Consider the following 25,298-nt stretch of genomic DNA (forward strand, 5'->3'; position numbering starts at 1 on the left):
GCCCGATACACCGGCGACAACGAGCTGATCCGCCGGCACTGGCCTCTGATCCGCTCGCTTTTCACCACCGTCAGCGACTTCAAACGCCACGGCGAATGGGAGCTGGCCGGCTTCCACGCCGGCGGCGGCGACACGTGGGACAGCACCTACAACGGCGTCGTGGGGTTCGCGCGCATGGCCGACCGCATCGGCGACGCCGAAAGCTACCGCTATGCCTGCTACTACCACGCCAAACACCTGGCCACGCTGCCTGGCCAGCGGGCGGTCAACGACTACGTCGATGCCATCCCCTACTGGGCCAGCGTGCTGGCCGATGTAACCTTCACGCCCGATCGCCGGATCGCCTCCTACCAGATCGACGTGCTGAAGTGGACGCAACCGGCCGCCACCATCCGCGACCTGGTCTTCTCCGACGTCTGGGGCCAGAACTACGGCCTGCGCGGCTGGAACCAGACCGTGTTCATGCGCGGCGCCCGAAGCGAGTACCGTGCCGCGGCCGATCTCGTGCCGGACTACGCCCGCTACTGGCTGGACGAGCGCGTGAAGAACTTCGCGCCCGAGTGGCACCAGGCGGTGCTGGTGGAACGCAAGGCGCCGCCGCCCGATGCAATGGACCGCCGCACCGGCGCGCCCGTGCGCAGCTCGGAGGGCGACTACGCCGGGCACGTCACGCTGGGCGCGCGGGCGATCATCCTCGGCGAGAAAATCGACGACCTCTGGGCGATCTATCAACTCAAGGCCCAGGGCGTGCGCGTGCTCGGGACCGATGGCCGCGTCCCCCGGCCGGCCACGCTCGTGACGCTGCTGGAGGATGGCACGCATCAGCCCTGGGTGCGCCTGTACGGCAACTCCCCCGCGCAGATCAGCCCCGCCTGGGAGCGCGGGCACGATGCGTATCTGGACCTGGGCGAGGAAAACTACATGTACGGCCTGGAGTCGCGGGCCGCCGGCTTTCGCCCGTTCTGGGCCGTCTTCAGCGTTCCCGAAGGCCGCGGCAACATGCAGTTCGGCCACTTTGGCCCCGTCGGCGCTTCCCTGGAGTCCATACGCTCGAACGGCGTGAGCTGGAATACGACGATCGTCACCGCCAGCCTTGGCGCCGCGCCGCCCGCCGCCGGCGGCGAGGTCCCGCGCACTTCGCCCGAGCCACAACGGTGAGCAGTCAACTGCCTGCAGGCGCACGACGTAGCACGGGCGTCCTCGCCGGCGTCCTCGCCCGTGTCTCCCCTTGCGACGGGTTGGCTTGCGTCCGCGCTTCAGCGTGTGCCGCGGTCATCCTGGCTCCATCCAAGGCAGAGACTGTCACGCACCCCTTGGGCCGGCCCACCGTCCACCGCATTGCATCGCCGGCCCCGCTGCGGGACAATGGCCGTATGAGCACCATCACACCGCCCACAGCGCAGCCGTCCCGTCGCGACGTTCTGAAGACCTCGGCTGTTGCCGCCGGCGTGCTGGCCGGGCAACTGGTCGTTCCCCGGGCCGTTCACGCGGGCGGATCGGAGCTGTTGCGGGTCGGCCTTATCGGCTGTGGCGGACGCGGCACCGGAGCGGCGATACAGGCGCTGTCCGCCGATCCCAACGCCATATTGGTTGCCATGGGCGACGCCTTCGAGGACCGGCTCCAATCGAGCCTCGCATCTCTGCGTCGCCAAAGGCAGGCAGCGACCCAGCCCGTCCAGGCCGAGGCGGAGCCGCGGTGGGCGGCCCAGGTCAAGGTCGATCCCGATCACTGTTTCGTCGGACTCGACGCATATCAGAAGGTCATCGACTCCGGCGTCGATGTCGTCCTCCTGGCCAGCCCCCCGGCGTTCCGCCCCATCCACCTCAAAGCGGCCGTGGCAGCCGGCAAGCACGTCTTCTGTGAAAAGCCGATCGCCGTGGACGCCCCGGGCGTGCGCTCGGTGCTTGAAACGGCCGAAGAAGCGCAGCGCAAAGGCCTCTCGCTGGTCAGCGGCTTCTGCTGGCGCTACAGCCTCGCCGAGCGGGCGATCATGCGCCGGATTCACGACGGCGCCATCGGCCAAATCCATACCTTCTACGGCACCTACAACACGGGCCCGCTGTGGATGCATCCGCGGCAGCCCCAGTGGACCGATCTGGAGTGGCAACTGCGCAACTGGCTCTACTTCACCTGGCTCAGCGGCGACCACATCGTCGAGCAGTGCGTCCACGAAATCGACAAGATGGCCTGGGTCATGAACGACCGCTCTCCCGTCAGCGCCTGGGGCACCGGCGGGCGGCAGGTCCGCACCGACCCCGCCTACGGGCACATCTACGACCATTTCGCCGTGGTCTACGAGTGGGGCGACGGCGTGCGCGGGTTCATCTACTGCCGGCAGCAGGCGGGCTGCGCCAACGATGTCAGCAACCACATCGCCGGCAGCGCCGGAATGGCCGACATCGAAGGCTTCCGGCCCAGACACGTCATCAGCGGCCGGGAGAGCTGGCGCTATGAGGGACCACGAAACAACATGTACCAGCAGCAACACGACGAGCTGTTCCGGTCGATCCGCGACGGCAAGCCGATGAACGACGGCCGCTTCATGGCCAACAGCACCATGATCGCGATTCTCGGCCGAATGGCCGCCTACACCGGACAATCGGTGAGCTGGGAAATGGCGATCAATTCGCAGGAGTCGCTGGTGCCCAGGCAACTGGAATGGGGCCCCATGCCCATGCCGGAAGTGGCCATGCCGGGCAGAACCAAGCTCGTGTAAAGCCGATGCCCATGCCTGGAAGGAGCGCGAAGATGGTTCGACGAGACTGGGCGGTGGCGGCGCTGGCGGTGGCGGCGCCGGCACTGGCTCGGCCGCGGGCGGCGGCGCGCCTTGCCCGCCCGCGCCGATGGCACTTGATAGCACTGCACCCGGAGGTGCGGGCGGCGGCGGGGCCGTCGGCGTAATCGGCGGCGCATCGCGCGAGCGTTCGGTGCGCTGAGGCTGCGCCAAGGTCCCAGGCGGCACCGCCGGTGCTGGCACGGGCGCGACAGGCTCCAACCTGCCGCCAGGAGGCCCAAGCCGAACATCGATCCGGGTCTCGGCTGTGTCTGCCGGGCGCACTGCGCGGGCGCGCTCGAGGGCTGCCTGGCCAGCTGCGAACAGCAGGTGGAGGAGGAGCGCAAAGACAAGGGCTGCAGCCCAGCCGCGGGCGGAGACTGCTTCGATCCGAACATCCCCAAGCGCGCTCTCAACGATGCGACTCATGGGCGGGGCTCTTCGATGAGACCCGCACCGCGAGTCAGCAGCACCACATAGCCGGCCCCGGCTTCGCGCAGCTTCTCCAGCACATCGATGACGAGGTTGGCATCGGCCGATCCATCCGCCTTTACTTGCACCAGGGCAGCAGGATTGGCCGCCAGCAGCGATCGCACGGCACGGATCATTTCCGGGTGGCTGACCACCCGGCCGTTCAGCCCCACCATCCCGTCAGCCTTGACCAGGATGACGGCCTCGCGCACGTCCCCGAAGATCCGGCTCTTCGAAGTCGGCGGCTGCACCGGGAAGGCATCAGTTGCCCGGATCGTCCCGGCAAGCATGAAGAAGACAAGCAAGATGAAGACCATGTCGATGAGCGGTGTCAGATCGATCGCGGCTTCCCGGGCGCGGTCGGGCACAAACCTCATGGCGCTGACCTCATGACGCTGGCCTCATGGCGCTGGCCTCAGGGTGCTCTCTCACGGTAGCGCGAAAAGGAGAGCTGCCTTGCGCCGCCAGCCCGGGAGTCATCATGGGCGGTCACTGTCTCCTGCAGCGAAACCCCGGGCGAGGGGCGAATGAGGAACACCCGGTTGGGATCGATCTTGGTAATTGCAGCAACCGCCTGCTGCAGGCTGGCGCGCGGATAGGCGACACCATCAACCCGGATCGCCTCACCCCCCAGAAGCTCGATGACAACGGCACCTTCGGCCGTCGGCGCCACTTCCCGCTCTTCCGGAGAGTCGACACCAATGAGCCGGAAGCGGGCAAAATTTGTCGCCAGCATGAAGAAGACGAGCAAGATGAAAACCATGTCGATGAGCGGCGTGATGTTGAGCGCTCGCCCATCGTGCCGCCGGCGCGGCCTCAGCTTCATTTCGCCGCCTCAAGCCTCGCGTCTGCCGCGCGCGTTGGCGCCGGCGGGGGGACTTCGGCTGCGCCCTCTGCGCCCAAGCCGGGGCGACGATAGAGGTCCGCTGTGAACACCTGCGTTGCCGCATCCTCCGCCCGCCGGCCGACGAGATCGACTGCCCGCTGGAAAAGGCCAAAGCAGACGGCTGCGGGAATCGCGATGACAAGCCCGATGACGGTGGTCAGCAACGCTTCCCAAATCCCGCTCGAAAGGATGGCAGGATCCACTCGGTCCCCAGCAGCCGCCAGCTGCTGGAAGGCATTGACAAGCCCCGTGACTGTGCCGAGCAGGCCAAGCAAGGGGCTGATGGTCGCAATCAGGCTGAGCTGTGGCAGCCCCCGCTCGAGCGAGTCAATTTCCGCTTGCGCAATCCGCTCCACTTCCTCGCGCACCACGGCATCGGGAGTGCCGCTCGCCCGCCCGGCCGCTGCTGCCCGCATCACGGCTGCAACCGGCCCCCTTTCGTCTGCCAGCCGCGCTGCTGCACCCGCCATGTCCCCTTCTCGCAGCATCCGCGCAACCGGCGTCACAAAGGCGGCAGTGAAGACGCGCGCGCGGACAAACTGGACAAGTTTTGCAAGAATGATGGCAAGCGCGATGACCGAGACCAGCAGTTGCACCGGGACCACCGGCCCGCCGAGTTCGATGAGGCGAGCGATCCCGGCCAGGATCCCCCCTTCCCCTGCAGCCGGCGCCGAAGGCGTGGCAGCGAAGGCCGCCCGCGCTCCTGCCGAAGCGGACAGAAACCCCAGGATCCTCGCCAGCCAAAGGCCCACGCCCCCGCTCCTTCGATACGAACCGTGCCCTCGAAGATATGGAAAGCGTTGGTGACAACTCTGTGAAGGTCAGGCCCGCGAAGATAAGGTCCGCGGAGGTCAGGTCGACAAAGGTCAGGGGCGGCCAGCAGCGGGCAAGTGCCAGTCAGGCGGTGGTTGCGTAGCCACCATCCACGGTTATTACGCTGCCACACAGATAGGCGGAGGCGCGGCTGCCGAGGAAGAGGGCAACGCCGGCCATATCCTCGGCCGTGCCCCAACGCGCCATCGGGGTGGCCTTGAGCGCCACCGCGTCGATATGCTCAGCGATTCCCGCCGTCATCTTGGAGGGAAAATAGCCGGGTGCAATGGCATTGACGGCAATGTTCCGGGGCGCGAGATATTTCGCCATCATCCGCGTCAGATGCAGCACTGCGGCCTTGGAGGCGGCATAGCTGTAGGTCTCGATGGGGGAGACGTGCTGCCCATCGATCGAGCCAATGTTGATGACCCGGGCCATGTCCTGGGGCGTGGCGGCGGCTTCGAGCAGCGGGGCGAGCCGCTGGGTCAGGAAGAAGACGGCCTTGACGTTCAAGTCCATGACCTTGTCCCAGCCGTGTTCAGGAAACGCATCAAACCCGGCACCCCAGGAGGCGCCGGCGTTGTTGAAGAGGATGTCCAACCTGTCGGTCCGGGCGCGCACTTCGGCAGCGAAGCGGTCGATCTCGGCCATCTGCGAGAGGTCGGCGGGGATGGGCGTGGCAGCAGGTCCAAGCGCGGCTGCAAGCGCTTCAACATCGGCCGCCTTCCGTGAGGTCAAGATAACGTGGGCACCGTTCTCGACATAGGCGCGCGCGATCATCTCGCCGATGCCGCGGCTGCCACCCGTGACCACCACGGTCTTCCCCGCGACTGAGAACAGGCTTTGGAGGGAAAGGCTCATTCGGGTTCTCCGGCCTCGCGCGCGCGCGCCATACGGCTCGCTTCGGCATCAGGGAGGCTCCTGTAGAGGAGGGCAAGGACGATGAGGATGGGGATGGCAAAGACGTAGAGCGACAAGATGGCGTGGCCGAGATTGCCCAGCACCTCGGACATCTTGCCCACCAGGAAGGGACCCATGCCAAGACCGATGATGGTAGTGCCAAGGAAATAGGTGGCAGTTGCCGCGCCCCGCATCCTCGGCAGCACCAGGTCCTGGCTGGTCGCGGCTGCAACTCCAACCCAAGTGGAGGCGAAGACGGACGCAAGGAAGCCCCAGAGGTAGAAGAGCGGCTCCGAGGCGGTCGTGAACTGGAGGATGAAGAAGGGCGCAGCCCCCAACAGGGCAACAAAGCCGATGAAGATCCGCCCCGCCGGGTTCCTCGCCTTGAACCAGTCCGAAAGCCGGCCACCGAGGATGACACCAAGGAAGCCGCCAGCTGCACCACCGCCGCCGAGGAAGAAGCCGGCAACCGCCTTGTCGGCGCCGAAGACGCGGATGGCATAGGGCGCCTGCCAGAAGCTGACCGCATAGCCAATCATTGCGATCATGCCAAAGCCCACCACCACGAACAGGAAGGTCGGCGTGCCCCAGATGAGGGCAAAGGTCGGGGGATCGCGCCGGCGGATCGATTGCGCCCAGGAGAAGACGGCATAGCCGGCAAGCCCGATCGCCACCCACTGCGGCCAATTGCCAGTCAAGCGGATCATGAGCGCCATGAAGAGAAGCGCAACCGCGAGGCCAGCCGTGTTCCAGGTGAGGGCGCGCGTGCCGAAGCTGGCGGCATGGAGAAGGGTAAAGGGCGGCAGCACCGAGGAAAGCTCAGTGAAGAAGCGGCGGAACGGGTCGGGAACGGGCGGGCTCGGGATGCCGTCGGCAAGGCCCCGTATCGGCTCCTTGAGTGTTGCCACCCAAAGCGCAAGCAGGAGGCCAGGGATGCCCACAGCAAGAAAGGCCGCCTGCCAGCCGACAAGGCCAAGCGGCCCGCCGTCGGGGAAAGCAGCGTTCCAGCGGTTGACGATAAGGCCGCCGATGAAGAGCGAGAAGCCGCCGCCGAGGTAGAGGCCGGAGGAATAGATGGCAAGCGCAGTGGCGCGCTTCTCGCGCGGGAAATAGTCCGAGAGCACGGAGAACGCGACTGGCGAGGCGCTGGCCTCGCCCACACCCACGCCAATGCGCGCAGCAGCAAGCTGGCCGAAGTTCTTGGCAAAACCTGAAAGCGCTGTCATTCCCGACCACAGTGCAAGCCCGATGGTGAGCAAGCGGATCCGGTGCCAGCTGTCGGCCAGGCGGCCAAGCGGAATCCCGAAGAGGGCATAGAAGACACCAAAGACAGTGCCATAGAGAAAGCCGATCTCGGCGTCGCCAACCTGCAAGTCCGCCTTGATGTCTTCGGCGAGGATGGCCATGATCTGACGGTCGACGAAGTTCATCACATAGACGAGAACAAGGACGAAGAGCACATACCAGCTGTAGGGCCCGCCGACGCGGGCGCGGGCGGCCTCCAGCTCGGCTTCGGATGCGTGCATTGCTCTTCCCTTCCCGGCGGCTGCGCCTAGCAGCCGTGTTTCCAAAGGGCCAGCGGCTTGCGCGGCACCGGATTTCGGCTGCAACCTGGTGCGACCTTGAAGAGAACAGCACGCCGAATGCGCAGCAACAGGGGGCAAGGCGTCCCGCGCTCTAGCGGGGTGCGGCTGTGCGCCTTATGTGGAGGCCTCGAGCAAGAGCTGACCAGGATCCGCCATGCGCGCTGACCATGTGCCCAACCGTCGGGCGCTCATCGACCGGCGCCATGTCGGAGATGCAGCGACACGCGCGGTTGCAAGCGCCGCAGCGGGCGAGGGGCGTGCCGCACTCGTTGCTGTCCTCAAGGAGGCGCTGGCACGCGGCCGCGCCGAGCTCCGGCGACGGATTGAGGAGACGCCAGGCCGCGGCCTCGAGCTCGCGCATGCCAACGGCTTCCTCTTGGACCAGCTGCTCCGAATCGCCTTTGACGCAACCACCGGCCAGCTCTACCCAGCCGCCAACCCGAGCGCTGGCGAGCGCTTGGCGATGCTGGCGGTGGGCGGCTATGGCCGCGGCGAGCTCGCACCTTTCTCGGACATCGACCTCATGTTCCTCGCCCCGGTCAGGGGAACGATGTGGGTCGAGCAGGTGGTGGAAAGCCTGCTCTATACCCTGTGGGATCTCGGCCTCAAGGTAGGCCACTCCACTCGCACCGCCGACGAGGCGATCCGCATGGCGGGCCAAGACCTCTCGGTCAAGACCGCGCTTCTCGAGGCGCGCTATCTCTGGGGCGACCGCATGCTCGCCGACGGCCTTGCCTGGCGCTTCCGCCACGAGGTGGTCACCGGCCGCGCCCGCCAGTTCGTCGCCGCCAAGATGGCCGAGCGCGACGCCCGCCACCAGCGCATGGGGGACAGCCGCTACCTCGTCGAGCCCAACATCAAGGAAGGCAAGGGCGGGCTTCGCGACCTTCAGACCCTGTTCTGGATCGGCAAGTTCGTCCTCGAAGCCGACGACCCGGCCGAGCTCGTTGACAAGGGCCTGTTCACCCCCGCTGAGCATCGCCAGTTCATGCGCGCCCTCAACCATCTCTGGGCAATCCGGGTGCAGCTCCACAATCTCGCTGGCCGGGCCGAGGAGCGTTTGACCTTCGACTTGCAGCGCGAGCTTGCCGAGCGGATGGGCTATCGGGGCCGGCCTGGCATGTCGGCAGTCGAGCGCTTCATGCGCCACTATTTCATGACCGCGCGCACTGTCGGCGACTTGACCGGCCTCTTCCTCTCACACCTCGAGGAGCAGACCAGCCGCCGCTCCCGCCTCGCGCCGCTCTTGCGGCGGCCTCGCGCCTTGAACGGCTTCCTCGTCAACCGCGGCCGGATCGAGGCCCCGTCCGACGACTGGTTCAAGGATGACCCGGTCCGCTTGATCGAGCTCTTCCACTTGGCCGATGCGCACGAGCTCGAAGTGCATCCGCTCGCCATGCGCCAGGCCGCACGCGATGCCCCCCTCATCGGCGAGCGGGTGCGGCGCGACCCGCGAGCGAACGCCATGTTCCTCGACATCCTGACTTCACGCAGGGACCCAGAGACGCTTCTCCGGTGGATGAACGAGGCCGGCGTCTTTGGCCGCTTCGTGCCCGACTTCGGGCGAGTCGTCGCCAAGATGCAGTATGACATGTATCACCACTACACGGTGGATGAGCACACCATCCGCGCGATCGGCCTCCTGGCCAGAATCGAGCGCGGGGAGCTCGCCGCCGAGCATCCGCTCTCGACTGCCATCCTGCCGCACATCGCGTCCCGGCGAGTGCTCTATGTCGCCGTCCTGCTCCACGACATCGCCAAGGGCCGCGGTGGCGACCACAGCCTTCTCGGCGCTGGCGTTGCCGAACGGCTGTGCCCGCGGCTCGGCCTTACAGCCGCCGAGACGGAAACCGTCGCCTGGCTGGTCCGCTTTCATCTCCTCATGAGCGCAACCGCGTTCAAGCGCGATCTCGCCGACATGAAGACCATCCTCGATTTCGCCGAGCATGTCGCAAGCCTCGAGCGGCTGCGGCTGCTCCTGGTGCTGACGGTTGTCGACATCCGGGCCGTCGGGCCCGGCGTGTGGAACGGCTGGAAGGCGCAGTTGCTCACCACCCTCTTCGAAAGCGCCGAGGAAGTGCTGCGGCTGGGCCACAAGCAGAGCGGGCGCGAAGCGCGGATTGCCGCCCGCAAGGAACGGCTTGCCACTGCACTCGGCCTTGCCCCTGAAGCCATGGCCCGCCACTGGGCCCGCTTCTTTGACAGCTATTGGCTGGCCGAGCCCGACGACGTGCTGGAAGCCAATTTCCGGCTGATGGCAGAGGCCGACCGGGCCGGGCAGCTGCTCTCCATCCGGAGCGTGCCCGACGCCGCGCGCGGCACGACGCTGGTGACCGTCTATGCCGCCGACCACCCAGGCCTCTTCTACCGGATCGCCGGTGGAATCAGCCTTGCTGGCGCCAACATTCTTGACGCCCGCATCCACACCACGCGCGATGGCATGGCCCTCGACAATCTCGTCGTCGCCGACCCGCTCGGTGGCCCGTTCGCCGAGCCGCAGTGCCTCGCCCGGCTCGAGAGGGCGATTACCGATGCCCTCCTTGGCCGAGTCAAGCTTGCTGACCGGCTGTCGGCCCGGCCGCTTCCAAGGCGCCGGCAGGAGGCTTTCCGGGTAGTGCCGCAGGTCTTCATCGACAACAAGGCTTCGAACCGCTTCACCGTTGTCGAAGTGAACGCACTCGACCGGCCGGCTTTGCTCTATGGCCTCACCTATGCGCTCTATGGTCTCAGAATCGCAATTCACTCCGCCCATGTCGCAACCTATGGCGAGCGGGCAGTCGACACCTTTTATTTGACCGACCTGACCGGGGACAAGATCATGTCGGCCGCACGCCTGAAGGCAATCGAGAAGCGGCTCCTTGAAGTGGCAGCCGAACCCGCTGCCAGGGCGATGCCGGCGCTCCGCGCCGCCGAGTAGCCGCCTAGCTGCAGACGCAATCCGGGCTGGCCGGGCGCGCCGCCGACTGGGTTTTCGGCGGCCGTGCAGTCGCGGCGAACTCGGCCGGGTTCAGGCGGCGGTCGCCGTCGCGGTCGGTTTCGGCAAAGGTGCGGATGCCGGCGGCAGCATATTCCTCAAACGCGAGCATGCCGTCGCCGTTCACGTCGAGCTTGTCGAAGTTGCGGCGGCGGTTGGCGAGGAACTCGGCCTGGCTTATCACACCATCGTCATTGCGGTCGGCACGGGCGAAGCGCTTCTCCTCGCGGCTCTGCGGCCGGGCAGGCTCCGGCACTTCCAGAAGCGCGAACGTCTCGACATCTTCGACCAGCGCTGGCGGCCTTGCCACCGATGCGGGCACAACTTCGGCAGCGACGGGCGCTTCTGTTGCGCCGGGCAGTGCGGGCGCATCCGCCCGGCCGCCATCGGCCCTCGTCCAGAAGAGGAGCGCAAGGCCAACAAGCCCAACGGCGCCAGAAGAGGCAAGAATCCGCAACAGTCGGCGCAGAACAGGGCTTGCAGGCGTATCATCCATCAGGTCTCTCCCGCCCGCGCCAGGGCGGGCGCTTCGACCCCAAATAGAATTTACCAGTTTCGGGCGCGCAGGGGAAGGCGAAAAGCCGCACGGGCAAGCGCAAGCTGGCGGCCAGGGCCGGCGGCGCGGGCAAGCGGCCGGCCGCAGCGCAGAGCCCGCAGATCCGCGCGGGCAAGCGCATCAAGACCAGCCAGCAGAGGCGGCGGCACATCCGGCGCTTCGAAGCTTGCAGCAGGACCCTGGCGCCAGGCCGCAAGCCCGCGGACAACAGCTGCGCCGTTGCGGAAGGAACGGCGCGCAAAGCGCGCCATAGCGCGGCGGGCAAGCACTGACACGCCCCCGGCGCCGACCAGGGGCTGAAGCGCCTCGCCAAGCGCGGCGCCGCGCCGGGCAGCAATGCAAGCAAGGTCAGGTGCGTCAGTGCCGAGCAATGGCAAAAGCGCATCCTCAACCCGCGCCAGCGCGTGCAAGTCGAGCCCCGCGGCTCGGCCTGCGCTGGCGAGCGCCCGCAAAAGCGGCTGGGGCGGTGCAGTTGCACCCCGGGCAAGGTCGGCCAGGCGCTCGCGCCACCAGGCAAGGCGGATCTCGGCCACGAGCGGCTCCGACAGCTCCGCCACCACCCGCTCGAGCTCAAGGTCGAGGGCCAGTGCCGAGGCAAGCGCTGGCCGCTTTGGCGCCGGCGCCCACAAGAGCGCCAGCCAGGCCTCGCGATCGGCAGCACGCAGCAGGGCCATACCCTCGTCCATGCCCCGCGCTTTGGTCAATCGCGACAAGCAGGTAAAGCAAGGGGCAGGTGCTGGCGATGGCAAAGGGGAGAAGACACACGGGCGGAACAAGCGCCAGCGCGCCCTGGTGGAAGGGCGCCGTCATCTACCAGGTCTATCCACGGAGTTTCCAGGACAGCGATGGTGATGGCATCGGCGATCTTGCCGGCATCATCGCGCGGCTCCCCTATATTGCCGCCTTGGGCGTGGACGCCCTCTGGCTTTCGCCCATCTTCCGCTCGCCGATGAAAGACTTCGGCTACGATGTCGCCGACCACAAGGCCATCGACCCCCTGTTCGGAACCCTCGCAGACTTCGACCTGCTGGTCGCCCGCGCCCATGCGCTCGGCCTCCGCGTCCTCCTCGACCAGGTCTGGTCGCACACGTCAGATGAGCACCCCTGGTTTGCTGTCAGCCGGGCGAGCCGGGTGAACCACCACGCCGACTGGTATGTCTGGGCCGACCCGAAGCCCGACGGCAGCCCGCCTTCCAACTGGCAGAGCGTCTTTGGCGGTCCGGCCTGGACTTGGGATGCCCGCCGCAGCCAATATTATCTCCACAATTTTCTCGCCGCCCAGCCCGACCTCAACCTCCACAATCCCGAGGTCGTGGACGCCGTGCTCGACATCGCCTGCTTCTGGCTGGCACGCGGAGTCGACGGCTTTCGCCTCGATGCCATCAACTTCGCGCTGCACGATCCGGCGCTGCGCAACAACCCGCCCGCCCCTGACCGCAGCCGGCCAAAGACCCGGCCGTTCGACTTCCAGCTGCCGCGCCACAACATGAACCACCCGGGTGTCCCCACCCTGCTTGAGAAGGTGCGCGCCCTCCTCGATGCCAACGGGGGCGCCTTCGCCTTTGCCGAAGTGGTCGGGCCGGACTCGCTTGCGCAGATGCGCGCCTTCACTCGCCCCGGCCGGCTCCACTCGGCCTATGGCTTCGCCTTCCTCCACGCGGCGCAGCTCACGCCAGCCCGGGTGGTCCAAGCGATGGCCGACTGGCCCCCACGGCCAGGAGTTGGCTGGCCGAGCTGGACCTTCTCCAACCATGATGCGCCGCGCGCTGTCTCGCGCTGGGCGCCACCCGGGATGCGCGATCAGATGGCGCGGATGCTGCTCGCCCTTCTCCTGTCGCTTCGCGGCAACATCATCCTCTACCAGGGCGAGGAGCTCGGTCTTTCGCAGGTGGATGTGCCGTTTGCGCGCCTGCAAGACCCGGAGGCCATTGCCAACTGGCCCTTGACCCTCTCCCGCGATGGCGCGCGCACCCCCATGCCCTGGCAAAAGGCAGCACCCCACGCTGGCTTCTCGACTGCCGAACCCTGGCTGCCGCTGGGGCCCGACCATGGGCCCCTTGCCGTTGATGCACAGGAGCAGGACAAGGGCTCGGTGCTGGCGCTCACGCGCGCGCTCGTCGCCCTCAGGAAGGCGCAGCCGGCGCTGCGGCTGGGCCGGTTCGAACCTGTCCATGCCGACGACTCGCTCCTCGTCTTTGACCGGCAGCGCGGCCGCGCGCGGCTGCGCTGCCTCTTCAACCTCTCCGCAGCGCAGCTGGTCGGCCACAGCCATTCCGCAGGCCCCGCGCTCCTCCAGGGCAATGGTGCAGGGCCAGCGGCTCTCCCGCCCCTCGCCTGGCGGATCGAGCAGGCGGCATGAAGGCGCGCGCTCCCTTGAGTGCTGAGCAGCTCCCACTGCTGGTCGCGGACATCGGCGGTACCCACGCCCGCTTTGCAATCGCAACGGAAGGCACAGACGGCCGGCCGCAGCTGCAAGGGGTGGTGCGCCTGGAGGTTGCTGACCACCCAGACCTTCCAAGCGCGCTCCAAGCCTTTGCAGAAACGCTCGGCCAGCCGCTGCCGCACCGGGCCGCGATCGCGGTTGCCGGGCCCGTCGAAGGCGGGCGCATCGCCTTGACCAACAGCCCGTGGGTGCTTGCGCCAACACAGCTCGCAGACCAGTTGGGGTTCAAGGAGGTCCAAATCCTCAATGATTTCGCAGCCGTGGCCCACGCCGTCCAGGTTGCCGCGCCTGAAGATCTCGTGCGGCTTGCCGGGCCGGCAGCAGATCTGCCAGAGACAGGCGTGGTGACCGTGGTCGGACCTGGCACTGGGCTTGGTGTTGCCATGCTCCTGCGCGCTGGCCGAGGAGCGCAGGTCCTTGCAACCGAGGCTGGCCACATCGATTTCGCGCCACTCGACGCGCTGGAGGACCAAATCCTTGCGCATCTGCGCACCCGCTTCCCGCGCGTGTCGGTCGAACGGGTGGTGGCAGGACCGGGGCTTGCCAACATCCGCGCCGCGCTTGCCGCAATCGAGGGGAAGCCGGTGGTGGCGATGGAGGATGCCGCGCTTTGGGAGATGGCGCTGGCCAAGCGGGATCCGCTCGCACGCGCTGCCCTCGAGCGCTGGTGCCTTTCGCTTGGCAGCATCGCAGGTGATCTCGCGCTTGCCCATGGCGCAGCAGCCGTCGTGCTCGCCGGCGGGGTCGTGCCGCGCCTCGGCCGGCACCTCGCCTGCTCCCGCTTCCATGCCCGTTTCACTGCCAAGGGAAGGCTTGCACGCCACATGGAAGAGCGCTCCCTCTTCCGGCTGGCGATGTTCGAGCCCGGCCTCGTCGGTGCTGCCGCAGCAGGGCTGTCGGCAACGGCATGACAAGCGCACAACAGGAGGGGCCAAGGAAAATTGGCAGCGCGCTTGCGCCTGCTCTGCTAGGGCCGCGCGCACGATTGCCAGGAAAAGACCGCGATGCACGCTCTCCCTCCTGCTCCGGCTGACCGGCTCGACCATCTCGACTGGCTCGAGGCCGAGGCCATCCACATCTTCCGCGAAGTCGTGGCCGAAGCCGAGAAACCCGTGCTGCTTTATTCCGTCGGCAAGGATTCCGCTGTCATGCTGCACTTGGCGCGCAAGGCCTTCTTCCCCGCGGTGCCACCCTTCCCGCTCCTCCACATCGCCAGCGGCTGGGATTTTGCGGCCATGCTCGCCCACCGGGACCGGATGGCGGCTGATGCCGGCATGGAGCTTCTCATCCACCACAATGACGCGGCCGCAGCTGCTGGAGTCAACCCCTTCGACACGCCTACCCCTGTCTACACCCGCCTCATGCTCACCGAGACCTTGACTGCTGCGCTCGACCAGCACGGCTTCGACGCTGCCTTCGGCGGCGCCCGGCGCGACGAAGAGAAGGCACGCGCAAAAGAGCGGGTGTTCTCCTTCCGCGGCGCCAACCACGCCTGGGACCCGCGCAACCAGCGCCCTGAGCTCTGGAACCTCTATAACGCGAAAAAGCGCCGGGGCGAGACAATCCGCGTCTTCCCGCTCTCCAACTGGACTGAGCAGGACATCTGGGCCTACATCGCACGCGAAGGTGTGCCGCTGGTGCCGCTCTATTTCGCTGCCGAGCGGCCGACGGTTGCCCGCGACGGGCTGCTGCTGGTTGTCGACGATGACCGCTTCCGCTTCCGCGCAGGGGAGGTGGTCGAGCCAAGATGGGTTCGGTTCCGCACACTTGGCTGTTACCCCCTGACCGGTGCCGTCGAAAGCCGGGCGACAACGCTTCCCGAGATCATCGCCGAGATGCGCTCTGCGCGCGTTTCCGAGCGGGCCGGGCGCGCCGTCGACCATGACGAATCGGCCTCCATGGAGAAGAAGAAGCAGGAGGGCTATTTCTGATGGCGCGCGCCGACGAAGCTGTGTGCCCTGCGCCAGCACCCGCCCGCGTGGCCGCGCCGGCGGCGAAATCGCTGCTGCGCTTTCTCACCTGCGGCTCGGTCGATGACGGCAAGTCCACCCTCATCGGCCGCATGCTGCACGACACCCGCATGCTGACCGAAGACCAGAAGGCCGCGCTTGCTGCCGACTCGCAGCGCCACGGAACCCAGGGGCAGGAGATCGATTTCGCCCTGCTCGTCGACGGGCTTTCGGCCGAGCGCGAGCAGGGCATCACCATCGATGTCGCCTACCGCTATTTCGAGACCGAGCGCCGCAAGTTCATCGTCGCCGACACCCCCGGCCACGAGCAATACACCCGCAACATGGTAACCGGGGCTTCCACTGCCGACCTTGCCATCCTGCTTGTGGATGCCACCAAGGGCCTTTCCACCCAGACCCGGCGCCATGCCACCCTCGTCCACCTGCTCGGAATCCGGAACATCGTCCTTGCCATCAACAAGATGGACTTGGTCGGCCATGACGCCGGCGTGTTCGATGCCCTGGTCCAGGAGTTCCGCGCCTTCGCTGCTTGCGCTGGCATGGCAGAACCGCTTGCAATCCCCATCTCAGCGCTGCGCGGTGACAATATCTTGACCCCTTGCGCGGCCATGCCCTGGTATGAGGGCCCCACCCTTCTCCACCATCTCGAAACCGTCGAGGTGGACCCAGGCAGGAGCATTGCCCAGCCGTTCCGCTTGCCAGTGCAGTGGGTCAACCGGCCGTCACCGTCATTCCGCGGCTTTGCCGGCCGCATCGCAGCAGGCCGGGTCCGCCCCGGAGACGAAGTCCGCGTGCTGCCAGCAGGCCGCACCACCCGCGTTGCGCGCATCGTCACCATGGATGGCGACCTCGCAGAAGCCATTGCCGGCCAGTCCGTCACCCTCACGCTCGCGGATGCGATCGACTGCGCCCGCGGCAGCGTGATCGCAGCCGCCGATGCCCCACCCCAGCTCGCCGACCAGTTCGAGGCAACGCTTGTGTGGATGGACGCAGAGCCGCTCCATGTCGGCCGGGGCTACTGGCTGAAGCTCGGAACCCAGACGGTCACTGCCACCATTGCCGCACCCAAATATGCCCTCAATGTCAACACGCGCGAGCATCTGGCAGCGAAGACGCTCGACATGAACGCGATCGGCGTGGCCGAAGTCCGGACGGACCGCGCCATCGTCTTTGCCCCCTATGCCGAGAGCCGCACCCTCGGCGGCTTCATCCTCATCGACAAGCTCACCAACGCAACGGTTGCGGCCGGCATGCTGCACTTCGCGCTCCGCCGCTCGCAGAACGTCCACTGGCAAGCGCTTGATGTCAGCCGCGAGGCGCGCGCGGCGCTCAAGAACCAGAAGCCCGCCGTGCTCTGGTTCACTGGGCTTTCGGGTTCCGGCAAGTCGACCATCGCCAATCTCGTCGAAAAGCGGCTCCACCGGATGAACCGCCACACCTTCCTCCTCGATGGCGACAATGTCCGCCACGGGCTCAACCGCGATCTCGGCTTCACCGAGGCCGACAGGATCGAGAATATCCGCCGGGTCGGCGAAGTGGCGCGGCTCATGGCCGATGCCGGGCTCATCGTCATCACGGCCTTCATCTCGCCCTTCCGGGCCGAGCGCGAAATGGTCCGCGCCATGCTGCCTCCAGGCGAGTTCCTCGAAATCTTCATCGACACCCCGCTTGAAGTCGCAGAAGCGCGCGACGTCAAAGGCCTCTACGCCAAGGCGCGCCGCGGCGAGCTTTCGAATTTCACTGGGATTGACAGCCCTTATGAGCCTCCCGAGGCCCCCGAAATCCGGATCGACACCACCGCTGTCTCGCCCGAAGAGGCCGCCCGCCTGATCGTCGAACGCCTGCTCGGTACCGACTGAGCCTCTTTGGCAGCGGTTGGCAGGCCGGCAGGGCTGAGCTAGAAGTCCGGCAACAGCGGAGGAGTTACGCGATGCGGACGGGAACGGGACTGGCGGTGGCAGCGGCGCTGCTTGTGGCCCCCATGGCGGCCTTTGGCCAGCCGGCAGCGACGATCGAGGCACGCCAGGCCAACTTCAAGGCCATCGCCCGCGCCTTCAAGACGTTGAACGACGAGCTCAAGGGCGCCCGGCCTTCGGTTGCAACCCTGCGCCGCGCTGCCGCCGAGCTCGCCCAGGCCTCGCAGCGAATCCCAAACGGCTTTCCCCCCGGCACTGGGCCCGAGGCCGGGGTCAAGACCGAGGCGCTGGCCGCCATCTGGACCAACCGCGCCGGCTTCGCCGAGGCTGCCAACCGCCACATCGCCGCCGTCAAGGCGCTCGAGGCAGCAACGCAATCGGGCGACCTCGAGCGGATCCGCGCTGCCACCCAAGCCGTCGGGCCAACGTGCAAGGCCTGCCACGACAGCTTCCGCCTGAAGACGTGAGCGCAGCCGGTGTGAGCCCGGCCGCCCAGCGCACCGTCCGCGTCTGGGATCTGCCGGTCCGGCTGTTTCACTGGACGCTGGTGCCGCTGCTGCTCGCCATGTGGTGGACTGGGGAGAACCGCGACATCGCGCTCCACAGCTGCCTCGGGGTGGTGATGGTCGCCCTGCTGCTGTTCCGCCTGCTGTGGGGCATCTTCGGCAGCGAGACAGCGCGCTTCCGCCAGTTCCTGCACCGGCCTCGCACGGTCCTTGCCTATCTCGCCGGCCGGTTGCCGCACCATGTCGGCCACAATCCGCTTGGCGGCTGGAGCGTTGCCGTCCTTCTCCTGCTGCTGGTCGCGCAAGCCAGCTGTGGTCTCTTTGCCCATGATGTCGACGGGATGGAATCCGGGCCGCTCTCCCACCTCGTCTCCTACGAGACCGCTGATCTCGCTCGCATCTGGCACCATCGGATCTTCAACCTGATCCTCGCCATGGCTGCGCTCCACGTCCTTGCCATCGCCTGGTATTTCGTCGCCCGCAGCGAGGATTTGCTTGGCCCCATGCTCTCCGGCCGCAAGGCCGTGCCAGAAGATGTTGCAGCACCGCGCTTTGCTTCACCGCTTGCTGCTCTTGCTGCGGCCGCCGTTGCCGCCGGGATTGCCTGGTGGATCGGAGCGGGCGCACCGCTCCCTCATTCTGGCGCCTGAACCAGCTCAGCGCGCTGGGCGCCACATCGCTATCATGCGCGGGCTCTCGCCCACCTGGATCTCGCCCACCGCGCCAAAGCCGGCCCGCTTGTCACGTGGGATATGCCGCGGATTGGAGCTTTCAAGATGGGCGGGGAGCCCCTGCGCATCGATGCGCGCGAGCGCGAAGTCGAGAAGCATGGCGCCGAGGCCGCCGCCCTGCGCCGCCGGATCGACCCGGATAAAGGGGAGATGCCAATGGGGCGCCACGGGATGATGCGCAGCCATCATTGCAAAGAGGGCCGGAGCATCGGCCGGGCCCGTGAAGGCGGCTGCAGCGAAGGCGTCCCCCAAGGCTTCGTGGTCGGCTCCGGTTCCCGGCGGCAGCCACAGCGCTACGCCCCGCAGGCAGTCGCAAAGGCGCCACCGGCGGCAAAGGCCGGGCCGGCCATGTGCGCGCGCACGGCCAGGAACAGCGCCAGATAGCCCTTCGCCGACGGCATCACCCAGCGCGCAATGGGGTCGGCAGCAAAGGCCGCAACGAGCGTGGCAAACGCCGCGCCGCGGTCACCCTCGCCAAGCGCCCGCACTTCCATGCGCCACCCCTCCGGGCACTCCCGTCAGCCCAAGGCACAGGAAGACCCGATCCGGGCCTTGCATGCGCCTTCCCGTCCAAGCACCTTCCCCTCCCTGCGCCTTCCCCTCCCTGCGCCTTCCCCTCCCTGCGCCTTCCCCTCCGGGCGCTCCCGTCAGCGGCCGGGGTGGCGAGGCTCAGGCCGCCTTTTGCTGCTCCTCGGTTGGCAGCGGCCGCTTCTCCATCACCTCGTCGACCAGGCCGAAAGCTTTCGCTTCCTGGGCGTCGAGGAACTTGTCACGCTCGACGGCATCCTCGATCACCTTGAGCGGCTGGCCGGTATATTTGGCCATCAGCTCGTTCATGCGCGCGCGGATGCGCAAGATCTCGCGCGCCTGAATCTCGATGTCGGTTGCCTGGCCCTGCGCCCCGCCCGAGGGCTGGTGGATCATGATTCGCGCATTGGTGAGCGCAACCCGCATCCCCGGCTCGCCTGCCGAAAGCAGGAAGGCACCCATGGAGGCAGCCTGCCCGATGCACACGGTCGCCACCTTGGGGCGGATGTACATCATGGTGTCGTGGATCGCCATGCCTGAAGTCACCACGCCGCCAGGCGAATTGATGTACATGAAGATGTCCTTCTTGGGGTTCTCCGCCTCAAGAAACAGCAGCTGGGCAACGACGAGCGAGGCCATGGTGTCCTCAATTCCGCCCGTCACGAACACGATCCGCTCTCTCAGCAAGCGCGAGAAAATGTCAAACGAGCGCTCGCCGCGCGAGGATTGCTCGATGACGATAGGAACAAGCCCAGCATGGGTGCGAGCCGCAGCAGAGGAGAGGCCGGGGATCTGATCGAAGGAGATGTCCATGGCCTCCAAGTCGGCCTTCCCCCGGCCGCCGTCAAGCCCCCGCCGGACGCTGCAAGGTTACAATCGCGAAAACAACCATTCCGAAACTGTCTCGCCGCGGTGGCTGGCACGGCGCTTGCTACGGGGGCACCATGCAGGTGGATGGACTCGCCCGGCTTCCGGCCGCGCTTCGGCGCGCTGGCGAGGCTGTCGCGCCTGTGATCGCGGCTGCCGCTCGCGCCACCGGTGCCGATTTCCCCACCCTGTTTGCAACTGCCCGTCTTGAAAGCGGCTTCCAGACCCAGGCCCGCGCCGCCACCTCGTCGGCGACTGGCCTGTTCCAGTTCATTGATTCCACCTGGCTCCACATGCTCGCCCGCCATGGCGACAAGCACGGGATCCGCGCCACCACGCGCGCCGAGGCGTTGGCGCTGAGGGCAGATCCCTGGGCGGCTGCGCTCATGGCGGGCGCATTCATGGCCGAGAACCGCGACCGGATCGAGCATGCGCTCGGCCGCGCCGCGTCACCTGCGGATCTCTATCTCGCCCATTTCCTGGGTGCAGGCGGCGCCATCCGCTTCCTCTCTGCGCTTGCCACAGCGCCGCAGACCGCCGGCGCAGAGCTGTTCCCAAAAGCAGCCAGGGCCAACCGGGCGATCTTCTTTGCCGGCGGCACACCTCGCAGCCTTGCCGACATCCATGCCCTGTTCCGACACCGTCTGGGAATCGGCACCGACGTGCCAGAGGCAGCCACCGCCCGCGCATCAGACGGCACGCAATTGCCGCGCCTCGGCGCCAGCACCGAGGCGGCTGTCGCCCGCGGGCCTGAAGATGCATCCACAATGGATGCAAGGCGCGCAGCCCAAGCCGCCTATCTGCTGCTCGCAAGCCTGGGGGCCTGAGCGGTGGCAGACGCCAGCGCCGGGCTGACCGGAGCCGCGGGAGGGCTATCCCGGCTGTTCGGGCGCGTCTCGGGCAGCGGCAATCTCGCCGCCCTGCTGCCGGCCGGGATCCTCGCCATCATGCTCTTGATGGTGGTGCCCATTCCTGCCGCCCTGCTCGACCTTTTCTTCGTCGGCAACATCCTGCTTGCGCTTGTCATGCTGATGGTGGTGCTCCACGCCAACCGTCCACTCGACTTCTCCGCCTTCCCCACCGTGCTTCTGTTCGCGACCCTGTTCCGGCTCGCGCTCAACGTCGCCTCGACCCGGGTGGTGCTGCTGCACGGCCATGAGGGGACGGACGCCGCCGGCCGGGTGATCGAAGCCTTCGGAAAACTGCTGATAGGCGGCAACTTTATTGTCGGAATTATCATTTTTGCCATTCTTATGATTATCAACCTCATGGTCATTGCCCGCGGCGCTGGCCGGGTTTCGGAGGTCTCGGCGCGGTTCACGCTCGATGCGCTGCCGGGCAAGCAGATGGCAATCGATGCCGACTTGAATGCTGGGATGCTGACGCCAGACGAAGCCAAGGCGCGGCGCCGCGAGGTGGCAACCGAGGCGGATTTCTATGGCGCCATGGATGGTGCATCCAAGTTCGTGAAAGGCGATGCTGGCGCTGGCATCCTCATTCTTCTGATCACCAGCATTGGCGGCCTCGTGATTGGAAGCGCAAGCCACGGGCTTGCGCTTGGAGAGGCCGCCTCCCTCTATTTGGTGATGGCGGTCGGGGATGCGCTGGTCGCGCAGATCCCAGCCCTGCTCTTGTCGATTTCGGCGGCCATCCTCGTCACCCGCACCAGCGAAGACCGCAAGCTCGAAGCCCAGGTCCGGACCCAGTTTGGCGATGCGTCAGCGTGGATTCCGGCTGCTGCTATTCTCGGCCTGCTCGCCCTTGTGCCGGCGATGCCGAGTGCAATCCTTGGCAGCGCAGCCGGCGCGGCGGCGCTCATCGGCTGGCGGCTCCGGCGCGCTGCTGCGGCGCCAGCGCCTCTGACACCGGCGCCAAGCCCGGAGCCCGCCCGCATCGACTGGTCGGAAGTGGGGGAGAGTGCAGCCATCAACCTTGAGATCGGCTATGGTCTCATCCCGCTGGTCGACGAGGCGGCCGGTGCACCGCTCATGGCCCGCATCACTGGCATCCGCCGCCAGCTTTCGCGCGAGCTCGGGTTCGTGCTGCCGATGGTCCGCGTGCGGGATGATCTCGCGCTCGCCCCCCACCAGTATCGCATTTCCGTTGCCGGCGAGCGGGCCGGCCTTGGCGAGGCCTGGCCCAATGACTTGCTCGCGCTCGAAGCGGAGACCATCGCACGCCCGGTGCCAGGGCGCGAGACGAAGGATCCCGCGTTCGGGCTTCCCGCGCGCTGGATCGACCCGGCGCTCGAGGCGCGCGCCATTGAGGCTGGATATACCGTCGTCGATCCAGCAACCGTCATCGGCACCCATCTCCACAAGCTGCTGCGCCAGAATGCAGCAACCCTCCTGGGTCTCGATGACGTGCAGGCCCTTGTTGACGCACTTGCCAAGCGCCACCCGCAGCTCGCCCAGGCGCTGGGGCCCAAGGCGATTGCGCTCCCCCAGCTGACGGCGCTGCTCAGGGCGCTCGTCGAGGAAGGGCTGCCACTCCGGGATTTCGCCCGTATCGCTGGAGCCATCGCCGAGGCTGCCGCCAACGTGTCCGAGCCCGCCGAACTTCTCGAGGCCGTGCGCGCACGCCTCGGCGGGCTCGTGACCAGCAGCATTGCCGAACCTGACCAGCCGCTCCGGCTGATCGCACTTGCCCCAGAGCTCGAGGCGCTTCTCCAGGGCGCAGTGCGGGCAGCGCCTGGGGCAGCCTTCCCGTTTGAGGCTGCGCTCGGCAACCGCGTGGTGGAGGCGGTGCGGGCAGCATTGCCGAAGGCAGAAGGGGCGCCGGTTGCGCTCATCAGCCAGGCTGGGGCGCGGCGGCCGCTGTGGCGCCTCTTGCGCAGCGCCGGGCTCGACCTTCCCGTCATCGGTTTTCCCGAGCTTCCCGACAGCCGCGCCGTCGAGGTTCTCGCCGTCGTCGGTGCATCCGAACCCACCCTGCCCCAGCCGGAGGACGCCTGATGGACGCCCGCCTTGGTCTCGACCTCAAGCTCTACACGCCGGCAGCACTCGCCCGAGTGGAGCCAGAACGACTGATCCAGAACCATCTCGCGCTCGTCCGCAAGATCGCCTGGCACACCCATGCCCGGGTCTCCTCCGCGATCGATGTCGAGGAATTGGTGCAGATCGGGATGATTGCACTCATTGAGTCCGCGCGGTCGTTCGAGGATCGCGGCCATGCCGCCTTTGCGACCTACGCGACAGTCCGGATCCGCGGCGCAATGATCGATGCGCTAAGGAAGCAGGCGACGATGTGCCGATCAGCCTTGAAGCGCCGGCGTGAGCTCAATGCTGCACGCGCCCGGCTCGAGGGCGTGCTCGGCCGGCCGCCCTCGGACCTCGAGCTGGCGCAAGCGCTGGAGATCAGCCTGGCTGAGCTACAGGAGGCCAATGCCAGCACCCAGGGGGTGCGCTACGAGTCGATCGACGAAGTCTATTCCGACCATTCGATCTGGTTTGCCGACGATGCACCCGATGCCCTCGACCAGCTGCAATCGAAGGAGATGCAAGCGCATCTCGCCGAGGCGATCCGCAAGCTCCCGGAGCGCGAGGCCATGGTGCTCCAGCTCTATTTCGTCGAGGAGATGAACCTGGAGGAAATTGGCCAGGTCCTGGGGGTGGGGGCGGCCAGGATCTGCCAGATCAAGAAGGCAGCGCTTACGAAGGTCCGGAAACTGCTCGGAGGCTGGGAGGACTAGGCCGCAGGCGGCCGCGGCTAGCGGATGCTCGCCCGCAGACTCGCCGAAGGCCCGGCCGGCGGGTCGGCGCAGCCGAGCCCGACCGACGCGCGGGCTTCGCCCACGCCCCTGCTTCCCTGTAGGAAAATGTTCCACGTGGAACATTTTCCTACATGCTGATGTCAAGGGACTGCGAGCGATTCCGGTTGGACCTGCCCGATTTCGCAGCTTGCGCTCCCGTCTCCAGAGCGCCCGGCCTGCCGCGTCAGGCGCTGAGCAGCAGGACAAACTCCGGCTCGGCCGCTGGCGGAAGCTGGCCCCGGTCATCGCCGGGCCGGGCTGGCGAACCGGGCTGGCGAACCTGTGTACGCCCCAACGGTTGCGAATGCCTGGGGAGGGAGAGACGCCAGTGGCGCCGCAGAGACACTGGCAGACAATTGCACCCGGCCAGCGCTTCTCCTAAGGCGCAGTCGCCGGGGAGTGGCGCAGCCTGGTAGCGCATCTGCTTTGGGAGCAGAGGGTCGCAGGTTCGAATCCTGTCTCCCCGACCATCTCTCCGCCTGGCCGGGCTTTCGGTCTTGGCAAGTCCCGCATTGCCATGGGGGCGGAAGCGCAGGGCGCGTTGGGGCCAGGCCCCGAGGGTGCCCGCGCGTCGGCCCGACGGTCTGCGGCACCGGCGACCGGTCTTTGCCCCTGTCGCTCGCGCGGAGAATGCAAAATGGGGAAATTCCCCCTTCCCTCCCAACCCCCGACGACAAATGGCAGGCGCACAGCATGGCCGAACGCTCTCCAGTGATGGCGACCGCTCACTTGCAGCTTGCACCCCTGCGCATCCGCATCGAGGATGCTGAAGCTGTTGCCAACCGCGCCGGCACCGAAGAGCCTTCAGCCAAAATATCTCTTGTTGTTGAACGGATATAGAGGGGAATAGGCGATATCGAGCAAGAAACAATTCGATGCCCGGCATCAAGGATAAAGATGAAAAATGATTTGCAGTTGAAAGTGCATGAGAGGCCGTATTTTGAAGATCGTCGATGCCTGATGGGCTCCTCTTTTGTGCTTGCGGATGCCAGATGGGCGCCAGCAGGGGTGTTGTCACTTGAGACTCCCTGTTCTCCGAGGGACTTAGCGCCTCCCTTGGCGAGGCAGACTGGTCCCGGCCGCGGCCTATCAAGCGCCGGGAGCGAAGGCGAGGGGCAACGGCACGATGGCGCCGGGAGGCGGCACGTGGCGCACAAGTGCGGCAAGCGGGGCACCGGCCGCGCTGGCCATGAGTGCGGCAATAGGGCCGCCGTGGGTGACGACAATGATACGTGCCTCGGGCAGGGACTCGAAGGCGGCTCCGACGTGGTCGGCAAGTTCGGCCGTGGTTTCGCCGCCGCCGGGGCGAAAGCCATGAGGATCGGTCATCATGCCGTCCATCGCATCGCCGGTTTCGCGTCAGATCGCGTGCCAGCTTTGTCCTGCCCAGGCTCCGAAGTGCCGCTCCGGCCATCGCCGGTCGATGGCAATTGGGCAACCGGCAGCTTCGGCAACCCGAAGCGCACGCCCGGCAGTGCGGCGGAGGCCAGAGTGGATGACGAAATCGGGGTGGAGCCGGACGAGCTTTGCAGCCAATTCGCGCTGCATCCTCGCCCCGGCCCGCGACAGGCCGGGATCGCTCTGGCCGTAGCAGCGCTTGGCCCAAGCGCGCGCAACCGGCGGATG

23 protein-coding genes, 1 tRNA gene and 1 pseudogene are annotated in these 25,298 nt (G+C 67.0%); 14 read left to right on the forward strand and 11 right to left on the reverse strand.

Going from position 1 to position 25,298, the window contains the following annotated elements; all coding sequences use genetic code 11:
- On the forward strand, positions 1-1,158 hold a 1,158-nt coding region (locus tag ACWIQA_RS01780), incomplete at its 5' end, for a hypothetical protein (RefSeq protein WP_448581349.1).
- 215 nt (positions 1,159-1,373) lie between these two features.
- A complete protein-coding gene (locus ACWIQA_RS01785) occupies positions 1,374-2,717 on the forward strand; it encodes a Gfo/Idh/MocA family protein (protein WP_448581350.1) in 1,344 nt (447 codons plus the stop codon).
- 482 nt (positions 2,718-3,199) lie between these two features.
- Here ACWIQA_RS01785 and ACWIQA_RS01790 read toward each other — a convergent pair whose 3' ends face one another.
- The 5 genes from ACWIQA_RS01790 to ACWIQA_RS01810 form a co-directional block, all read right to left on the reverse strand.
- Positions 3,200-3,622, reverse strand: coding sequence for an ExbD/TolR family protein (locus tag ACWIQA_RS01790; RefSeq protein WP_448581351.1), 423 nt, complete (start codon positions 3,620-3,622; stop codon positions 3,200-3,202).
- A gap of 38 nt (positions 3,623-3,660) precedes the next feature.
- Positions 3,661-4,071, reverse strand: coding sequence for an ExbD/TolR family protein (locus ACWIQA_RS01795; RefSeq protein WP_448581352.1), 411 nt, complete (start codon positions 4,069-4,071; stop codon positions 3,661-3,663).
- Positions 4,068-4,883: a MotA/TolQ/ExbB proton channel family protein gene (locus ACWIQA_RS01800; RefSeq protein ID WP_448581353.1), complete on the reverse strand. Its 816-nt coding sequence runs from the start codon at positions 4,881-4,883 to the stop codon at positions 4,068-4,070. Before ACWIQA_RS01800 ends, ACWIQA_RS01795 begins: the two co-directional genes overlap by 4 nt.
- Before the next feature lie 145 nt (positions 4,884-5,028).
- Complete coding sequence (locus ACWIQA_RS01805; RefSeq protein ID WP_448581354.1) at positions 5,029-5,805, reverse strand: SDR family oxidoreductase; 777 nt, start codon at positions 5,803-5,805, stop codon at positions 5,029-5,031.
- On the reverse strand, positions 5,802-7,370 hold the full coding sequence (locus ACWIQA_RS01810; protein ID WP_448581355.1) for a spinster family MFS transporter: 1,569 nt from the start codon (positions 7,368-7,370) through the stop codon (positions 5,802-5,804). Before ACWIQA_RS01810 ends, ACWIQA_RS01805 begins: the two co-directional genes overlap by 4 nt.
- 214 nt (positions 7,371-7,584) lie before the next feature.
- On the opposite strand from ACWIQA_RS01810, the gene ACWIQA_RS01815 reads away from it, so the two are divergent.
- Positions 7,585-10,347, forward strand: coding sequence for a [protein-PII] uridylyltransferase (locus ACWIQA_RS01815; RefSeq protein WP_448581356.1), 2,763 nt, complete (start codon positions 7,585-7,587; stop codon positions 10,345-10,347).
- Positions 10,348-10,351: 4 nt separating this feature from the next.
- Here ACWIQA_RS01815 and ACWIQA_RS01820 read toward each other — a convergent pair whose 3' ends face one another.
- Entirely contained in the window at positions 10,352-10,900 is a 549-nt protein-coding gene (locus ACWIQA_RS01820) for an EF-hand domain-containing protein (protein ID WP_448581357.1), read from the reverse strand.
- Between the two features lie 50 nt (positions 10,901-10,950).
- On the reverse strand, positions 10,951-11,646 hold the full coding sequence (locus ACWIQA_RS01825; RefSeq protein ID WP_448581358.1) for a squalene/phytoene synthase family protein: 696 nt from the start codon (positions 11,644-11,646) through the stop codon (positions 10,951-10,953).
- A gap of 56 nt (positions 11,647-11,702) precedes the next feature.
- Between ACWIQA_RS01825 and ACWIQA_RS01830 the strand changes: the two genes are divergently transcribed.
- From ACWIQA_RS01830 to ACWIQA_RS01855, 6 genes are all read left to right on the forward strand, one after another.
- Positions 11,703-13,319, forward strand: coding sequence for an alpha-amylase family glycosyl hydrolase (locus ACWIQA_RS01830; RefSeq protein ID WP_448581359.1), 1,617 nt, complete (start codon positions 11,703-11,705; stop codon positions 13,317-13,319).
- Positions 13,316-14,314 carry a glucokinase gene (locus tag ACWIQA_RS01835; RefSeq protein ID WP_448581360.1) on the forward strand — a complete coding sequence of 333 codons (999 nt, stop codon included), beginning with the start codon at positions 13,316-13,318 and terminating at the stop codon, positions 14,312-14,314. The genes ACWIQA_RS01830 and ACWIQA_RS01835 overlap by 4 nt, the downstream gene beginning before the upstream one ends.
- A gap of 93 nt (positions 14,315-14,407) precedes the next feature.
- Positions 14,408-15,334 (forward strand): sulfate adenylyltransferase subunit CysD, encoded by a 927-nt coding sequence (gene cysD / locus ACWIQA_RS01840; RefSeq protein ID WP_448581361.1) that lies wholly within the window; start codon positions 14,408-14,410, stop codon positions 15,332-15,334.
- Entirely contained in the window at positions 15,334-17,232 is a 1,899-nt protein-coding gene (gene cysN / locus ACWIQA_RS01845) for a sulfate adenylyltransferase subunit CysN (RefSeq protein WP_448581362.1), read from the forward strand. The genes cysD and cysN overlap by 1 nt, the downstream gene beginning before the upstream one ends.
- A gap of 71 nt (positions 17,233-17,303) precedes the next feature.
- Entirely contained in the window at positions 17,304-17,756 is a 453-nt protein-coding gene (locus tag ACWIQA_RS01850; RefSeq protein WP_448581363.1) for a c-type cytochrome, read from the forward strand.
- The gene (locus ACWIQA_RS01855; RefSeq protein WP_448581364.1) at positions 17,753-18,445 is read left to right on the forward strand and encodes a cytochrome b/b6 domain-containing protein; all 693 of its coding nucleotides are present in this window, start codon (positions 17,753-17,755) and stop codon (positions 18,443-18,445) included. Before ACWIQA_RS01850 ends, ACWIQA_RS01855 begins: the two co-directional genes overlap by 4 nt.
- 6 nt (positions 18,446-18,451) lie before the next feature.
- Here ACWIQA_RS01855 and ACWIQA_RS01860 read toward each other — a convergent pair whose 3' ends face one another.
- From ACWIQA_RS01860 to clpP, 3 genes are all read right to left on the reverse strand, one after another.
- Entirely contained in the window at positions 18,452-18,778 is a 327-nt protein-coding gene (locus ACWIQA_RS01860) for a GNAT family N-acetyltransferase (RefSeq protein WP_448581365.1), read from the reverse strand.
- Positions 18,779-18,819: 41 nt separating this feature from the next.
- Positions 18,820-19,020 (reverse strand): hypothetical protein, encoded by a 201-nt coding sequence (locus ACWIQA_RS01865; protein WP_448581366.1) that lies wholly within the window; start codon positions 19,018-19,020, stop codon positions 18,820-18,822.
- Between the two features lie 175 nt (positions 19,021-19,195).
- Positions 19,196-19,867, reverse strand: a complete 672-nt coding sequence (clpP, locus tag ACWIQA_RS01870; protein ID WP_448581367.1) for an ATP-dependent Clp endopeptidase proteolytic subunit ClpP — start codon at positions 19,865-19,867, stop codon at positions 19,196-19,198.
- Between the two features lie 131 nt (positions 19,868-19,998).
- On the opposite strand from clpP, the gene ACWIQA_RS01875 reads away from it, so the two are divergent.
- The 5 genes from ACWIQA_RS01875 (at position 19,999) to ACWIQA_RS01895 (ending at position 24,512) form a co-directional block, all read left to right on the forward strand.
- Positions 19,999-20,748, forward strand: coding sequence for a transglycosylase SLT domain-containing protein (locus ACWIQA_RS01875; RefSeq protein ID WP_448581368.1), 750 nt, complete (start codon positions 19,999-20,001; stop codon positions 20,746-20,748).
- Between the two features lie 120 nt (positions 20,749-20,868).
- Entirely contained in the window at positions 20,869-22,875 is a 2,007-nt protein-coding gene (locus tag ACWIQA_RS01880; RefSeq protein ID WP_448581371.1) for a flagellar biosynthesis protein FlhA, read from the forward strand.
- Positions 22,875-23,612: a sigma-70 family RNA polymerase sigma factor gene (locus ACWIQA_RS01885; RefSeq protein ID WP_448581369.1), complete on the forward strand. Its 738-nt coding sequence runs from the start codon at positions 22,875-22,877 to the stop codon at positions 23,610-23,612. The genes ACWIQA_RS01880 and ACWIQA_RS01885 overlap by 1 nt, the downstream gene beginning before the upstream one ends.
- A 453-nt stretch (positions 23,613-24,065) precedes the next feature.
- A tRNA-Pro gene (locus ACWIQA_RS01890) sits at positions 24,066-24,142 on the forward strand.
- 223 nt (positions 24,143-24,365) lie between these two features.
- Positions 24,366-24,512, forward strand: a complete 147-nt coding sequence (locus ACWIQA_RS01895; protein ID WP_448581370.1) for a hypothetical protein — start codon at positions 24,366-24,368, stop codon at positions 24,510-24,512.
- 249 nt (positions 24,513-24,761) lie between these two features.
- Here ACWIQA_RS01895 and ACWIQA_RS01900 read toward each other — a convergent pair.
- Positions 24,762-25,298, reverse strand: a pseudogene (locus ACWIQA_RS01900) (histidine phosphatase family protein); the annotation flags it as partial.

The sequence above is a fragment of the Thermaurantiacus sp. genome (assembly GCF_053487655.1).